This is a genomic window from Exiguobacterium sp. s122 (assembly GCF_018618475.1).
In the GTDB taxonomy this organism is placed as follows: domain Bacteria; phylum Bacillota; class Bacilli; order Exiguobacteriales; family Exiguobacteriaceae; genus Exiguobacterium; species Exiguobacterium himgiriensis.
Genome location: NZ_JACSMD010000001.1, coordinates 1,959,707 through 1,974,866 on the forward strand (window position 1 = coordinate 1,959,707; position 15,160 = coordinate 1,974,866).

Sequence of the window (15,160 nt, forward strand, 5' to 3'; positions counted from 1 at the left end):
ATGAAAAAGTTTGTGATTTTCATAGAATCGAGCCGATGGCTTCACCGAGACGGACCGGACCGATTTTTGATGAATCAATGTGGACCCGTCCTTTTTCGAAGCACAGGACGACCGTCGAACCGAACGAGAAGTAGCCGACTTCGTCTCCTTTGTCCACGTGTGACCCGTCATGCGTCCACTCGATTGTGTTGACGTTCAACGCGCCGACCATGACATGTTCATAGACACCGGCAGGGCTATCGAACCGCGTGATGCGGCGATAGTTGCGGGAGAGCGGTCGAACGGTTTCCGTCAATCCGATTTCATTGACGGGTGCCGAACGATCTCCAAGCTCATAGTGACTGAGGACACGCCCAGCGAGCGGGGCGTGGACGCGGTGATAATCCCGTGGGCTCAAATAAAGCACACAGACCGTACCGCCCGCATAGCGGCGCGCCTCTTGTTGTGAACCGAGCATCTCGGCGAGCGTATAGGACTGACCCTTCACTTCAAAGCGGCTATCGTCTGTGATATCGGTGACGATGGACAGCTTCCCGTCACACGGAGAGACGATTGATTGTGTATCTGCGTCAATCAATCGAGCCCCCTCTTTTAAATGTCGCGTGAAGAACGCATGCAGACTCGGATACGATTCGATCGGGTCTCTTGCTTCATCAATGTCAATCTTATACGTTTTCGCGAACGAGGCGATGAGTGAACGGCTATAGTTCGATTCAGCGAACCACCGGAGCCGTTTGGCGATGAACGGGGAAGCGTTCAATTCAAACAACGTCTGGTAGAAACGGCTTTTAATCACTGTTCACCCTCCTCGTTCTTGAAGAATGTCTCATATTGTTGCTCAGAGACGGCCCCTTCGATTCGGCCCGTCTCTTGGCCGTCTTCAAATCGGATGACCGTCGGCGTACCGTTGATGCCATACGTCGTCCAGACGTTATGGTCAGCTAAATTAATTGAAACAGCATCGTACTCTTCCACGAGTGGCTCGACGTATGGTTTCACTTGCTCACAGTACTCACAGCCTGTCTGCCAGAAATAGACGACCACTTCATCTTCTTCCGAAATCTTCGTCTCCAACTCTTCGGCATTGACGGCGTTGACGCCCTCTTCTTCATTTGCATTGTTCAAAAAGAACAATAGCCCGATGCCAATCACGATAATGGCAGCAATAATGGCGAACGTGATGAAGTTCGCGCGTTTTGCATCGTTTTTCATAGTAAGCCCTCCTAAAATGATATAAAAAGAACTGACTCGACTGTGAGCCAGTTTGATTGTGAACGTCTTACTTCTCTTGGGCGACGTCGCTAATCCCCATATCTTGGTTTACGACATCCAAGAGTACGATAAAGATTGTGATGACCACGCCAAATCCTGTCGCGAGCATCGCATTGAACGTCACGCCGTCGACAGCAGAAATGATAAAGATCGCTGTGTTCGAAAGCACAATCGCCCATAACAATGTGACTAAATAACGCATCGAAAGTCCCCTCCATCTCACAGATGATGCATGAATTGCTCATACGAGATTAGTATAGCATTGTTCCTTATAAATGTGCGACCTCGATTGTATATTCTTTCCGTCGTAACCAGAAATGTGATACCGTCAGAGAAACAGTACACCGTAGAAAAGAGGATGACTTATGTCACGTTATTTAATCGCAGTGGATTTAGACGGCACGTTGTTACGAGATGACAAAACGATTAGCGACCGAAACATCCGCGCGCTCCAAGCGGCGCGAGATGCCGGCCACGAGGTCATGATTGCGACAGGGCGACCACATCGCCACTCCATCATGTACTATGAACAACTCGGTTTGACGACACCGCTCATTAACTTTAACGGTGCGCTCGTCCACCATCCGAAAGACACATCTTACGCCGTTACACACCGACCGATTCCCCTCAAAACGGCACATGACATCATCGAGGAAGTGTCAGAGACGAAAGCGCATAACATCGTCGTCGAAGTGACGGACCACGTCTACTTCCAAAAAGATCCGCAGGAATTTTATAGCCCCTACGCCGAGCGCGCTCTCAGCGTCACGTCGGGGAATTTGCTTAAACACTTACAAGAAGAACCGACATCGCTCCTCATTCATGCGACGAAAGAACACGTCGAGCATGTGCGTGCCCGTTTGAACAACGTGCATGCCGAGGCTGTATTGAACCGTCAATGGCGCATGCCGGAGCATATGATTGAAGTCATGAGCCAAAACACGTCGAAGGCGCTCGGGCTGCGTGAAGTATCGAAACATCTCGGAATCAACCGCCAGCAGATCATCGCGTTCGGTGACGAAGAGAACGACCTCGAGATGCTCGACTACGTCGGCACCGGCGTCGCGATGGGAAATGCCATCAATCAACTGAAAGCTGTCGCGAACGAAGTGACCGCGTCTAATATGGAAGACGGCATCGCCATCTACCTCGAAGAAAAACTCGGCATTAAAGCATAATCAAAACACACCGACTGGATTCAGTCGGTGTGTTTTGATTATTGACTACCACGATGTTTCGCGCGCTTCCTTCTGGCGCCTCCGCTTTCCTAGGGGCGAGCAGGGAGCCGCATCGCTTAACGCTGCTGGGTCTCCCCTTGCTCGCTGATCCCTTAGGAGTCTCCGGCGCCATCGGATGAGCGAAGCAATAGCAGGTTCTCGTCTTTTTCTGAGGTCTGGACGGCCAAACGTTTACATCATCCAACGTAACAATTTGATCTCTATCTACACAATAACCCCCGCTGAACGCTCAGCGGGGGAATCATTAGCGTCGGAACGCACCTTCGACATCTTCAGTCGGAACCATGTTGATGAAGACGGCCGGGTCCGCATCTTTACAGATTCGTGTAATCTCACGCACTTCGTGACGCTGGGCGACCATCATGAGCGTCGCTTTCTCGACTTTCGAGTACGTGCCAATTGCGGGCATAAGCGTGATGCCACGGAAGACGTGCTGGTGTAACTCTTTCGTCACTTCATCCGGATGACTCGTGACGATGAAGAGTGTTTGCCGTTGTGTGTTCGTATAAATTTCATCGATGACTTTCGATGTGACATACAAGAAGACAATTGTATAGAGCGCAGTCGGCCATCCGAACAAAGCGCCCGCCCAAAGTGCAATCATCATGTTCATGAGGAACAAATACACTCCGACCGAGTTGTTTGTGAATTTCGCCAAGATGAGCGCGACAATGTCGAACCCACCGGTCGAGGCACCGAAGCGAATCGTGATCCCCGAACCGATTGCAAGGAGTACCCCGCCAAAAACAGCGTTCAAGAGCGGGTCCTCAGAGAGGAGCGGCGACTGCGGAAGCACACGGATGAACACCGTGACCGCGGCGACACTGATGAGCGTATGGATCATCATGTTTCGTCCGAGCATAAAGTAACTGACGACGAGGAGCGGTGCGTTTAAAATGAAGAACCAGAGTCCTTCCCCTAGTTCGAACGGCGTATCTGCAAATAACTGCGTAAAGATTTGGGCAAGCCCCGTGAAGCCGGTCGAGTAGACCCCGGCTGGAATTAAAAATAAGGTCATAGATAACGCGACGAACAAGCCTCCAATGATCGAGACGACGCCGATGCGTGTATGTTCTTTTACAACTTCCGTCAAGTGTTGGTCTCTCCCCCCTGAAATTTCTAAGAATCAAGATAACATAGATTTCTAGCCCTGCCTATCACTAAAATGGACCAACCTGTCGAGACCCTATGTAAAAAAACAAGCCGACCGAAGCCGACTTGTTGTGCTGATGCGTTTGATTACGCTTTCACAGTTTCGATTGTCACTGTATCATTTGCCGGAACGTTGACCACATTTCCATATACCGTGATGGAAACGTCCGTTCCACCCGTTTGTTTGATCGTCACATGGTCACGTGTCGACGTAATCGTCAAGTGATGGCCACGCCAGAGCATGTTAAACGAGTAGCCGTTCCAATCTTTCGGAATCATCGGGCTGAACGTAAGCTCATTTTCGAGTGCGCGCATGCCAGCGAACCCATGAACGATTGACATCCACGATCCAACCATCGATGTGATGTGAAGACCATCTTCCGTGTCGTTATTGTAGTTGTCGAGGTCAAGACGCGCTGAACGTTGATACAACTCGACTGCCTTATCCTCGTAACCGACTTCCGCTGCGATAATTGAGTAGACGCAAGGCGACAAGCTCGACTCGTGAACCGTACGCGGCTCATAGAAGTCAAAGTTCGCCCGCTTTTGTTCGAGCGTGAAACGGTCACCGAACGTGTAGAGACCTTGAAGCACGTCCGCCTGCTTGATGAAATTCGAGCGAAGGATGCGGTCCCATGACCAGTTCTGGTTGAGCGGCAAGTGTTTCGGATCAAGGTCTTTCACCAAAATCTGTTCTTTATCCATAAACCCGTCTTGCTGCATAAACACGTCTGGCACGAGCTCGTCTTTCGGGTAATACATCTTCGTCTGGATATCGGTCCATTTCGCCAACTCTTCGTCCGAGAGACCGAGCGACGCGATGAGTTCGTCCAAACGCTTCGGCTCCGCTTCTTTCAAGTAGTTGTACACTTCTTGCGTGTATTCGAGCGTCCAGGCGGCAATCAAGTTCGTGTACCAGTTGTTGTTGACGTTGTTATCGTATTCGTTCGGACCTGTAACGCCTAGGATCATGTAGACATCTTTGTGCGGGACAAAGTTGACACGGCTCGCCCAGTAACGCGAGATTTCGACCAACACTTCCAGTCCATATTGTCCCAAGTACGATTTGTCGCCTGTGAAGTTCGTATAGTTGAAGATGGCGTGTGCAATCGCACCGTTACGATGAATCTCTTCATGCGTGATTTCCCACTCGTTGTGGCACTCTTCCCCGTTCATCGTTACCATCGGATAGAGGGCACCTTCCATGCCGACATTCTTGACCGCGTTCTCTTTCGCTTGCGGCAATTGGTTGTGGCGATATTTGAGCAAGTTCCACGATACTTCTGGCTTTGTTGTCGCCAAGTAGAAATGTAGACAGTACGCTTCCGTGTCCCAATACGTCGCACCGCCATATTTCTCTCCGGTGAAGCCTTTCGGTCCGATATTGAGACGCGAGTCTTCACCCGTATACGTCTGATACATATTGAAGATGTTGAAACGAATGCCTTGTTGCGCTTCCGCGTCGCCGTCGATGCGGACGTCCGCATCTTCCCAACGTGCGAGCCAAGCGCCCGTCTGCTCAGCTAGGAGCGTCTCGAAGCCTTTCTCGAACGCCGCTTCGACGCGCTGCATCCCTGTCGACTGTAACGCTTCGATGTCATAGTCACGGTTCGTCACGACCGAGACGTACTTGTAGGCCGTCGCTGTCTCGCCAGCTGCTGCCGTCACTGTGAACTTGTTGGCGACGAAAAGGTCTGTTGCTTCGAGCACTTCACAACGGGCACCTTCGACGTCCGCGATCATCGATGCCGTCACGTGCCAATCGAGCTTTTTCGTCTTTGTCGTCACAAAGCCAAAGCGCTCTTCGACACCGTGTTCGACCGGTAACCAAAACTTCTCATCATAGTTCGAGTCTTCATTGACGACATCGCCGTCTAAGTAAGGAGTGAACTCGACTTTCGCCTCGTAATTGACGGGCGTGACGTTGTAACGGATTGCTAAAATCTCTTTGTCGACGATAGAGAAGAAACGGACGACTTCAACTTGCGTCTCTTCTGTGCCGTTCATTAACGTAAACGTCCGTGTGAGCACGCCACGTTGCATGTCGAGCTCGCGCGTGAAGTCTTTGACCTCCCAGTTCGCCAGATCGACCGGTGTCCCGTTGATCACGACACGAAGGCCGACGACGTTTGTCGCGTTCAGTACTTTCGCGAAATATTCCGGGTACCCGTTCTTCCACCAACCGACGCGTGTCTTATCTGGATAATAGACACCCGCCACATAGAAACCTTGGTGTGTATCGTTCGAGTAATCCTCTTCAAAGTTTCCGCGCATGCCCATATGGCCATTCCCGAGTGAAGTAATTGACTCGGCAAGACGATTCTCTTTCGGATGAAGCCCTTCTTCGGTTACTTTCCATTCATCGACTGCAAACAATCGTTTCATCTGTCTGCCACTCCTTTTTCTCTAACAAGGCTACTCCTCAATAGACAACGACATCATGCAAGCGTTTGTCTATGAAAGCGCTGTATTTCAATCTCACCTCCCATTTTACACGACTCAACAGATAATGCAATCGTTTGCATAAAACTTTTTCTTTCTTTTTTTCGTCACATTTTCATATACAAAAATAGCCTCGGGTTCCCCCAAGGCCATTTCTTTATTCTGTCCGATCGCGACCGAACGCCGCGTTGTCTTCGTGTCCTTCGAATACCGGGTTCTCCCCGTCATTAAAGCCTGTATCCGGTTCATCGAGAATGAGCGCATACCCACCATTTAAAATGTCTCGATAAGCATTGTTTACATCATCGTCCGCGAGTCCGAGATCGAGAAGCGCACGTTTGACTTCTTGTTCCCCTTCGGCCACGCCGGCGAATTTTTGCAACCACGACGCCGACGCTTCTTCGACTTTCGCGTCCGTCTTCCGCTCGACGAGCGAGACGTTGTCTTCGTCTTTCACGACGACGAACAAATCTTTCTCGTCATATCCATCGTGATTCAATTGATCGATTTTGGCAACGAGTGACGCCTCATCCTGATACGTACCGACAAATCTTCTTCTACTCATATGTCCCCATCCTTTCGATGTTTAAGTGAAGCGTCGACTTCGATGTCGGCATCGCCAACTTGTCGAACGTCAACTTCTTCTTTGCGCAACGTCTCCGTCACCGTCTCGACGTCTTCATGGACGCGCTTATGGACGATGATTTCTTCGACGACGACCGGTCGCTTGACGATGAACGCCCGCTCTTCAATCACTTGAATCCGGAGATGGTCCCCTTCATCAATCGTGCGAATGCCCGGCTGATCGAAATCATACGTTTCGAGCTCTTCAAGCGAGCCGTCTTTACGCTCTACGTGTAACTGTTCCCGTCGGACCGGGATTTCAATCTCTTGTTTCGACTCGGTTACATGTTTGTCGATGACGACTTCACCCGTTTGGATAGCCCGTTTGTCGACTTCGAGCTGCTCTTCATGCAACAGAAGCGTCTCTTCTTCACGACTAGTCGTATCAGTTTGCTTCTTAGCTCGAGTTGAATTTATCCGTTCCCCTTGCTTCGCATCAACGTATAAGAATAGCTTGCCGTGCTCAATCGCTTGGGCATACGTATCTTGCCGCTCCGGTGTCAGACGCATGCTACTCAGCCATCGTTCGATCGGACGCTCGCTTGAGGTGACGAGCGAGGCGACTGCATCTGGATCATCCGCTACGAAGACGTATAAGTTGGACTGGCGACGCACCGCTTCTCCCGTTTCTTTTCGTTTGACGACAACGTACATGTCACTTTCTTCGTACCCTTCCCGTTTTAAATCGACCACACGGGTCAAAAGCGCTTCCGTATGATCGAACAGTTCGGTAATGATTGCGTGTTTCATGACGCACTCCCTTTCTCCTCGAAAAAAGGATGGTCCCTCAGAGAGAGCCATCCTTCTTCAGGCAATTTTTCCGTTAAATTCGGTCGCGGTCGTCACGACGGGTGTGGTCATGGTCATCGTGACGTGTATGATCTCCGTCACGATGCAAACGATCGCCGTCACGTTTACGAAGGTCCTCTTCGCCTTCGATGTGGGCTTCTTCCTTGCGCACCGTCTCACGTACAGTTTCCGTATCTTTAACTTTGTCTTTTCCGACTACGATTTCTTCAGACACGACATCTTTTTTCGTGACGTCAACGCGCTCTTCCGTCACCGGTACGCGAATCTCGTCATGATTTGTCCCTGAATCAAACGAGTGGTCTGTCGCTGCACGATCCCCATCGACCGGACGTCGCTCGACATAGACTTCGTCACGCTCGACTTCCACGTCGACGCGCTCTTCGTGTTCGACCACGTCTTTTTCAACGCGGACTTCTCCCGTTTGAACGCGCTCTTTGTTCACTTGAAGACGTTCTTCATGGAGCTGGAGCTTCTGCTCGTCCGTCAAGTCCGTCCGGTTACGAATGTCTTCGTCCACATCATGCAACTGATGGCGATGTGACGAATCGTGATGTGATGAATCACGGTGCGTCGAATCATGATTTGTCGGTCCCGTCGCATCAAGTCCAGTACCTGCTGCGCCGACGCCCGTTCCAAGATCGCGAGCCGTCATATTGCCAGCTTCGTTTCCTTCAGAACCATAGCCCGCTGACGTTCGTCCTTCAAACGTGTCGTTTCGTCCATTGTCGAGTAGTCCGTCATCCGTATCGAGTAATAGGACGAATCCCCCGTTCTCGATGTCTTGATGGTGACGCGCCGTCTCTTCTTCTGAGAAACCGAGTTTGTCGAACGTATGACGCACCTCGTCCGCTCCGTCTGAAACGCCGAAGAAGCGGTCTAGCCATGAGGCTTTCGTTTCTTTTACTTCTGCATCTGTCTCGCCACGAACCATCGAAAGGTTCGATTTATCTTTTACAACAACATACAGGTCTTCTTCACGGTGACCTTGAGCGCGAAGCTCATCAATTTTTGATACGAGCTCTGACTCTTGATAGTAAGTCCCTACATAACGTTTGTTATCCATGATTGAATCTCCCTTTCACATTCTATATTTTTTGGTTATGGGCCTGGCGAAACGGATGAGTTTGCCAATCTGCCGGTAATGAAAGTGTTCCCTTGCACTTTCTTTTCAAGCTCTTCTTTCACGTTTGTAACCTTTTTGTAATATTAAGACTTTTGTCCGATTGCATCACTTTCAATTATATGCACAAAAAAAACCTCTCGTCCGAAGACGAAAGGTTTCCGTTTACTCGACCGGTTGTCCGGCTTTCTTTTGTCCACATGATTGACGGACGACGAGATAATGAGGCACGATGACACGTTTCCCATAAGGTGGTGCGCTATCGCCAATCTGTTCAATCAAACAGTTCGTCGCTTCAAATCCAAGACCGAAAATGTTAATTTCGACCGACGTAAGAGGCGGATTCGAGTGTTCGGCGATGTAGACGTTGTTAAAACTGACGACCGCGACGTCTTCCGGAATCCGAAGACCCATTTCACTGAGCGTGCTGATGACACCGAGCGCCATCATGTCGTCGCTGACGACAACGGCCGTCGGTGGTTCTTCAAGGCGAAGCAATTCCCGAACGGCTTTCGCCCCGCCTTTCGTCATAAATTCGGCCCGGGCGATATAATCTTCGCGTACCGGGATACCTGCTTCCATGAGCGCCGTCGCGTAGCCGTTACGGCGATCTTGCGTGACGGCGAGCTTATCGGATCCACCGATAAAGGCGATACAGCGATGGCCTAGGTTGTATAAATGCTTCGTCACTTCCCGAGCCGACAAATAGTTGTCCGTGTCGACATATGTGATCGATGAGGCATCCCCGAACGGCTTCCCGACCACAACAAATGGGAATTTCGTTTGACGTAAATACTGAACGACTTTGTCATCTTCACGTGAATACAAGACGATGACACCGTCCACACGTCGCCCTTGTACCATTTCGATGACACCTGACAATACTTCTTCTTCTGTCACACCCGTTGTCATGTAAAGCGAGTACCCGTTTTGATGCGCTTTCGTACTGATTCCCCGGAGCACTTCCGGGAAGAATGGATTTTGTAACGTCTTCGTTGCCGCACTCGGCATGACGAGACCAATCGACTGCGTCGAGCGGTTCGCGAGGCTTCGTGCATGAATGTTCGGATGGTACCCGAGTTCCTCCATCGAACTGCGCACGCGCTCTTTCGTTTTTTGACTGATTCGTGGACTGTTCGCAATGACACGTGACACCGTCGACGGTGCGACGTTGGCGTGCTTCGCGACATCTTTAATCGTGATTTGCATGGTGCTCCCCCTTGCTTCCGTTAGTTCTTAAGTTCCCTATTGTCAGTTGGCGCTTCTACGGCGCTTCCACATCACAAGTCCCGTCAAAAAGATTGGGATGGCGATGACGAGCAAGCCGACGGTCCACATATTCACTTCAGACTCTTCGACAATGTAGGCGTTTGCACTTTCGCCTGACAGTTTAATCGTAAACGTACCACGTTTCTCTGTGACAAGTTGTGAGAACAGGAGACCACGAAGACGGGTGTCTTCACCGACTTCGCTTACCTCGAATTGAATCTCTCTGTCCTCTTCGTTCATGTTGATGGCATATAGGGCGACGTCATCGCCATCACGGCGTTCAAATACGGCCATCCCGCCTTCAGACGCGATCAACCGCTGTTCGCCGGTCGCAAACACCGGGTATTCGGCCCGCATCCGGTTCATCGTCGTAACATAATCGTGAAGGTCTTCATTTCCCGGGAATTCGGTCATCTCCCGGTTAGCCGGGTCAGCCCCACCCGTTTGGGCGTTCTCCGTGCCTTGGAAGACGATCGGCATGCCCGGTGATGCATAGAGTGCGAATAACCCGAGGCGGAGTCGACGTTCCGCCGACTCGGCACCACCAAGTTCCGCGACGTGCATGAACCGTTCGACGTCATGATTGTCGAGGAACGTCGCCATTTGGTTCGGGTCATTGAAGAACGTCTGAGCGTAGCTCGCAGCCACGTCAATTTCGTCGACGTTTGCCGTCTTTTGCGCCATCGTCTTCGCGACTCGGTCATAGAACGTGAAATTGGTAATGCTGTTGAACCCGAGGTCATCGTACTCTGCGACATATTGCGGATTCGGGTCAAATACTTCGGCCAACAAATAAAAATCGGGGTCGACCGCACGGACCGCTTCGACGAAATCTTCCCAAAACGGCTTATCGACGTGACGGACCGTATCGAGTCGATATCCGTCAATGCCCGTCTCTTCAATCCAATACGTCGCCGCTTCGAGCAAGTAGTCTTTCACTTCCGGATCTTCCGTTTTAAAGTCCGGTAAGTCAAAGAGCCAGTGGGTCTCGACTTGTTCTTGGTCTTGCCAGAGCACGATCGGCAACTCGTCGTGGAACCATTCCGGTCTTTCTTCAACCCATGGATGGTTCGGCCCGACGTGGTTGACGACGAAATCGAGGATGACTTTCATATCCCGCGCGTGCGCCTCGTCGACGAGTCGCTGTAAATCTTCTTTCGTTCCGAACTGCGGATCGATCTCATAAAAATCTTGAATCCAATACCCGTGGTAGCCGTCCGGCATATTTTGAAACACCGGCGTCAACCAGATGGATGTGAATCCGAGCGACTGGATGTAATCGAGCTTTTCGATCACTCCTTCAAGATCGCCCCCGTGAAACGCTTTCGGGTCATCCCGGTCCACTTGCAGATTGTTGTCGGGATTCCCGTCAACGAACCGGTCGACCATAATAAAGTACATGCGTTCTTGTTCCCATGTTGCTGCTTCTTTCGCTCCGACGACTGTAGGAAACAAAAGAAGCGACAGGAGAACGAGCACGACGCCTCGCCTCATATCGCTTCCCCCTTAAGTGAGTATTACCCTTTCGTACCACCCGCAGTGAGACCCGAGACGAAGTAACGTTGGAACATGAAGAACAAGAGCACGATCGGAAGGGCCGAAAGGACGGCGCCTGCCGCGAACAACGTGAAGTTGTTGTCGAACTGTCGAGAAATCATGTTATAAAGTCCAACCGCAAGCGTCTGTTTCTCCGGTGAACGAAGGACGAGCGATGCCAAGATAAAGTCGTTGAACGGGCCCATGAAGTTAAAGAGGGCGATCGTTGCGACAATCGGCTTCGCGAGCGGCAAAATAATTTGCCAGAAGATACGGAGGTGACCGGCACCATCCATCCGAGCGGCTTCATCGAGCTCTTTCGGAATCGTATCGAAGTAACCTTTGGCGAGATACGTGTTCATCGGAATCGCCCCGCCGGCGTACAGCAAGATGAGCGCTGTGTGCGTGTCGAGAAGACCGAGCATGTTGAGGAGCACGTAAATCGCGATGATAGCGACGAACTGTGGCACCATTTGCAAGACGAGGAACAAGATGAGCGAGTTCTTCCGTCCGACGAAACGGTAACGCGAGAATACATAACCCGTGATCGTGACGAGAATGACCGCGAGCGCCATCGTGATGAAGGCAATCTTCAATGTATTCACATACCATAAACTATAATCCGAAATCGTTAAGTCAAACAAGTTTTTATAGTGAATAAACGTCGGGTTGTCCGGAATAATTTTTGACGTGATCGTACGACCCGGGTTAAATGACGTCCCCACTACCCAAAGCATCGGATAAAGGATGATGATCGACGCAAGCGTCAAGATAACATACGAGAGCGCCAGATTGATTCGTCTTTGTTTTTTCATATCAAATCATATCCTCGTCTTTGAAAGATTTTGTCCGACGGAACTGGATGACGGCAAGTGTCATGATGAAGAATGACAAGATGAGCGTGATCGCAGCCGCAAGTCCGTATTGCGGGTTGGCCCCGAGAGACAATTTGTAAATCCATGAGATCAAGATGTCGGTACCGCCGGCCGTCTGTCCTGGCACCGCAGGTCCTCCACCGTTGAAGAGGTAAATCAAGTTAAAGTTGTTAAAGTTGAACGTGAACTGCGTGATCAAGATCGGCGCTGTCGCGAACAAGAGCATTGGTAACGTGATCAAGCGGAACTTGTCAAAGATTGTTGCGCCGTCAATCGTCGCGGCTTCATACAAGTCACCCGGGATCGACTGCAAGACACCGGTCATGAGCGTCATGATGAACGGGAAACCGAGCCACCACTGAATCAAGATGAGCGCGCTCCGTGTCGCCGTCGGGTCGGTCATCCAACTGATTGGATCGAGCCCGAACGCTGGGAGGATCGTCGTGTTGAATACGCCGAACGATTCGTTGAACATCGAACGGAAAATCAAGATGGTGATGAACGCTGGGACTGCCCATGATAAAATCAAGATTGAACGGAACAAGCGACGGAAACGGAGTCCCTCTTGGTTCAAGAGGACCGCAAGGAAAATTCCGATGGCGATGACGCCTGTCGTCGACGCGACCGTCCAGACGAGTGTCCAACCGAGAACGCTGACGAACGTATCGCGCCAAATGTCGATTTGGAAGATGCTCGTGAAGTTACTGAATCCGATCCACTCGACGAGTTTCGCCGGTGGCGCGTTGTTGTAACGATAGTTCGTGAACGCGATTAAGAATGTGAAGATAAGCGGTAAGACGACAGTGAAGACGAGCAAGATGAGTGACGGGATTAACATGAGATATGGGAATCCATGGTCACGCAAGTTGCGAAGCTGCACTTGGAACGATGGCACGTTTAGGTGCTGATCACGAATGCGACCGACTCGGTATGCGTCACGAATGTTCCAGATATAAAACGCAATTCCGAAGAACAATAAGATTAAGGCGACAATACCTTCTACCATCAAGAAGATGGAATGGTCGTTACGAGGTCCTGCCACTTCGCCAAGCGTGATCAATCCCCAAAGGCCACCACGGTCGCCAGGTCCTGCGCCCGCTCCTTTGAAAAAGAGATCGTAGTTTACTGCGAAATAAGACATGATGACGATAAAGAATGCGACTGCTTTCGCGCGCTGATTGTTATAAAATTGACCGGCTCCCGGAATGATCGAGAGTAGTGCAGCGTTGCGGGCATGATTCGTCGGTTTGTCCGGACGTTGCTCCGGCGTGTTCGGTTTCGGAATTGAAGCCATCCTCAATTTCTCCTTTCAATTTGAGCAAATCAATCGAGCAAGCGTTTGCTCAATTCTAGAAAATGAGGGGGAACGCCAGTCGGCGCACCCCATCATTTCAGTTCCTTATTGGTTGTTCGCTTGGATTTGTTGCTCGATGACTTTCACAGCATCGTCAGCTGATTTTTGTGCATCTTGCTTGCCAGTTGCGACGAGCTGGAGTGCTTGTGCCATTGGCTCCCAAACTTGACCCATTTCAGGAATGTTAGGCATTGGGATTGCGTTCGTTGCTTGATCGAATACCGCTTTCGCTACTTCGTTCGACGTGATTGTCTCGTTCGACTCAAGAGCAGCTACTGGTGGGATCTCGTTGTACGCTTCAAACATCTTCAATGCGTTCTCTTCGTTTGTGAGTTCTGCAAGGAACATTTCAGCCCACTCTTGGTTCTCAGTGTAAGCTGAAAGTGCGTATGTTTTCACGCCCATGAACGTCTTGATTGGCTCACCGTTCGGGAGTGTCGGCATTGCTGATGCACCGAGGTTGACGCCCGCGTCTTGGTAACCAGCTACAGCCCACGGTCCGTTCATGACTGTGTGTGCTTTCTTCTCAGTGAAGAGTTGGTCCATCGCTTGGCCGCCAGACTCACCGATCAATCCTTTAGGGAAGAGACCTTCTTGGTACCATTTGCCGATGTAGTCGAATCCTTCGACTGCGCCTTCGTTGTTCAAACCGATGTCAGATGGGTCGAGCGCGCCGCCATCTTCTTTAAATACGTATCCGCCGAAGCCAGCGATGACGCCGTGTGCGAAGTAGAAGTTATCCCAAAGTCCGAGGAATCCGTACTCGCCATCACCTTTTACGTCATTTGACAATTCGTACAATTCATCCATTGTCGCTGGTGCTTCAGACACTAAGTCCTTGTTGAACATGAGGACTGGTGTTTCAACTGATTTCGGGTAGCCGTAAGCTTGACCGTCGAACATGACAGCTGATTTCGAAGCGTCTGTGAACGCGTCGAGTGCGCCTTCGTCAGCGAGCGGTGCCAAGTGACCTTGGTCTGCGATCGTGCCGATTTGGTCGTGTGGGACGAGAACGATGTCTGGACCTTTACCAGCCGGGCCATCGAGGGCGAGCTTGTCTTTTTGGTCCGTCATCTGTACTTCGACAACTTCAACCTTTACGCCATGCTCTTCTTCAAATGCTTTGGCAACTTCTTTAGTCGTTTCCGACTTTTCAATATCTTCCCAAATTACGATTTTTTCTGGCTTGTTCTCGCTAGAAGAACCGCCATTTTCGTTAGAAGAACCGTTGTCCGTACCGCCACCACATGCAGCAAGTGCACCGAATGCGAGTACTGCCGTTGAAAGTCCTGCTACCATTTTTTTCATCTTCATGATGAAAAACCTCCCCAAGGAATAGTATGGTCAGATTTGCGCAAGCGTTCTGTCCGATTGATTAAAAAAATGATACTCCGCTACGAAATCAATCGTTCAGTGAAAACGTTTGCATCCTCACCTCAATTTTTATTATACAGTTGTGTAAGCGTTT

At 50.5% G+C, this 15,160-nt stretch carries 14 protein-coding genes; 1 reads left to right on the forward strand and 13 read right to left on the reverse strand.

The genetic code is table 11. The annotated features are described in order from the left end of the window. Window positions 1-19 precede the first annotated feature (19 nt). From KNP92_RS10145 to KNP92_RS10155, 3 genes are all read right to left on the reverse strand, one after another. The gene (locus tag KNP92_RS10145) at window positions 20-796 is read right to left on the reverse strand and encodes a phosphatidylserine decarboxylase (RefSeq protein WP_214839980.1); all 777 of its coding nucleotides are present in this window, start codon (window positions 794-796) and stop codon (window positions 20-22) included. Continuing rightward, a complete protein-coding gene (locus tag KNP92_RS10150) occupies window positions 793-1,212 on the reverse strand; it encodes a thioredoxin family protein (RefSeq protein ID WP_214839982.1) in 420 nt (139 codons plus the stop codon). The genes KNP92_RS10145 and KNP92_RS10150 overlap by 4 nt, the downstream gene beginning before the upstream one ends. Window positions 1,213-1,279: 67 nt before the next feature. Then, complete coding sequence (locus tag KNP92_RS10155) at window positions 1,280-1,474, reverse strand: DUF2929 family protein (protein WP_214839984.1); 195 nt, start codon at window positions 1,472-1,474, stop codon at window positions 1,280-1,282. A 163-nt stretch (window positions 1,475-1,637) separates the two neighbouring features. Between KNP92_RS10155 and KNP92_RS10160 the strand changes: the two genes are divergently transcribed. After that, on the forward strand, window positions 1,638-2,450 hold the full coding sequence (locus KNP92_RS10160) for a Cof-type HAD-IIB family hydrolase (RefSeq protein WP_214839986.1): 813 nt from the start codon (window positions 1,638-1,640) through the stop codon (window positions 2,448-2,450). Between the two features lie 304 nt (window positions 2,451-2,754). Here the strand turns inward: KNP92_RS10160 and KNP92_RS10165 are convergent, their stop codons facing one another. From KNP92_RS10165 to KNP92_RS10210, 10 genes are all read right to left on the reverse strand, one after another. Beyond that, window positions 2,755-3,603, reverse strand: coding sequence for a YitT family protein (locus tag KNP92_RS10165; protein ID WP_214839987.1), 849 nt, complete (start codon window positions 3,601-3,603; stop codon window positions 2,755-2,757). A gap of 146 nt (window positions 3,604-3,749) precedes the next feature. Further along, window positions 3,750-6,047, reverse strand: coding sequence for a glycoside hydrolase family 65 protein (locus KNP92_RS10170; protein ID WP_214839988.1), 2,298 nt, complete (start codon window positions 6,045-6,047; stop codon window positions 3,750-3,752). A gap of 214 nt (window positions 6,048-6,261) precedes the next feature. Next, window positions 6,262-6,669 (reverse strand): general stress protein, encoded by a 408-nt coding sequence (locus KNP92_RS10175; RefSeq protein WP_214839989.1) that lies wholly within the window; start codon window positions 6,667-6,669, stop codon window positions 6,262-6,264. Further along, window positions 6,666-7,478, reverse strand: coding sequence for a YsnF/AvaK domain-containing protein (locus KNP92_RS10180; protein WP_214839990.1), 813 nt, complete (start codon window positions 7,476-7,478; stop codon window positions 6,666-6,668). Before KNP92_RS10180 ends, KNP92_RS10175 begins: the two co-directional genes overlap by 4 nt. A 73-nt stretch (window positions 7,479-7,551) precedes the next feature. Then, a complete protein-coding gene (locus KNP92_RS10185) occupies window positions 7,552-8,601 on the reverse strand; it encodes a YsnF/AvaK domain-containing protein (protein WP_214839991.1) in 1,050 nt (349 codons plus the stop codon). Window positions 8,602-8,823: 222 nt separating this feature from the next. Further along, on the reverse strand, window positions 8,824-9,867 hold the full coding sequence (locus tag KNP92_RS10190) for a LacI family DNA-binding transcriptional regulator (RefSeq protein ID WP_214839994.1): 1,044 nt from the start codon (window positions 9,865-9,867) through the stop codon (window positions 8,824-8,826). A 42-nt stretch (window positions 9,868-9,909) separates the two neighbouring features. Then, entirely contained in the window at window positions 9,910-11,421 is a 1,512-nt protein-coding gene (locus KNP92_RS10195) for an alpha-amylase family glycosyl hydrolase (RefSeq protein ID WP_214839995.1), read from the reverse strand. 23 nt (window positions 11,422-11,444) lie between these two features. Further along, window positions 11,445-12,278, reverse strand: a complete 834-nt coding sequence (locus KNP92_RS10200) for a sugar ABC transporter permease (RefSeq protein ID WP_214839997.1) — start codon at window positions 12,276-12,278, stop codon at window positions 11,445-11,447. A 1-nt stretch (window position 12,279) separates the two neighbouring features. Continuing rightward, complete coding sequence (locus tag KNP92_RS10205; RefSeq protein WP_214839999.1) at window positions 12,280-13,632, reverse strand: carbohydrate ABC transporter permease; 1,353 nt, start codon at window positions 13,630-13,632, stop codon at window positions 12,280-12,282. Window positions 13,633-13,737: 105 nt separating this feature from the next. After that, window positions 13,738-15,006, reverse strand: coding sequence for an extracellular solute-binding protein (locus KNP92_RS10210; protein WP_214840001.1), 1,269 nt, complete (start codon window positions 15,004-15,006; stop codon window positions 13,738-13,740). Between the last annotated feature and the right edge of the window lie 154 nt (window positions 15,007-15,160).

Excerpts from the sequence above, each read along its gene's own strand:
- KNP92_RS10180 (WP_214839990.1), bottom strand. The coding sequence starts at position 7,478 with ATGAAACACGCAATCATTACCGAACTGTTCGATCATACGGAAGCGCTT.
- KNP92_RS10150 (WP_214839982.1), bottom strand. The coding sequence starts at position 1,212 with ATGAAAAACGATGCAAAACGCGCGAACTTCATCACGTTCGCCATTATT.
- KNP92_RS10210 (WP_214840001.1), bottom strand. The coding sequence starts at position 15,006 with ATGAAGATGAAAAAAATGGTAGCAGGACTTTCAACGGCAGTACTCGCA.
- KNP92_RS10195 (WP_214839995.1), bottom strand. The coding sequence starts at position 11,421 with ATGAGGCGAGGCGTCGTGCTCGTTCTCCTGTCGCTTCTTTTGTTTCCT.
- KNP92_RS10190 (WP_214839994.1), bottom strand. The coding sequence starts at position 9,867 with ATGCAAATCACGATTAAAGATGTCGCGAAGCACGCCAACGTCGCACCG.
- KNP92_RS10160 (WP_214839986.1), top strand. The coding sequence starts at position 1,638 with ATGTCACGTTATTTAATCGCAGTGGATTTAGACGGCACGTTGTTACGA.
- KNP92_RS10205 (WP_214839999.1), bottom strand. The coding sequence starts at position 13,632 with ATGGCTTCAATTCCGAAACCGAACACGCCGGAGCAACGTCCGGACAAA.
- KNP92_RS10170 (WP_214839988.1), bottom strand. The coding sequence starts at position 6,047 with ATGAAACGATTGTTTGCAGTCGATGAATGGAAAGTAACCGAAGAAGGG.
- KNP92_RS10175 (WP_214839989.1), bottom strand. The coding sequence starts at position 6,669 with ATGAGTAGAAGAAGATTTGTCGGTACGTATCAGGATGAGGCGTCACTC.
- KNP92_RS10155 (WP_214839984.1), bottom strand. The coding sequence starts at position 1,474 with ATGCGTTATTTAGTCACATTGTTATGGGCGATTGTGCTTTCGAACACA.
- KNP92_RS10185 (WP_214839991.1), bottom strand. The coding sequence starts at position 8,601 with ATGGATAACAAACGTTATGTAGGGACTTACTATCAAGAGTCAGAGCTC.
- KNP92_RS10200 (WP_214839997.1), bottom strand. The coding sequence starts at position 12,278 with ATGAAAAAACAAAGACGAATCAATCTGGCGCTCTCGTATGTTATCTTG.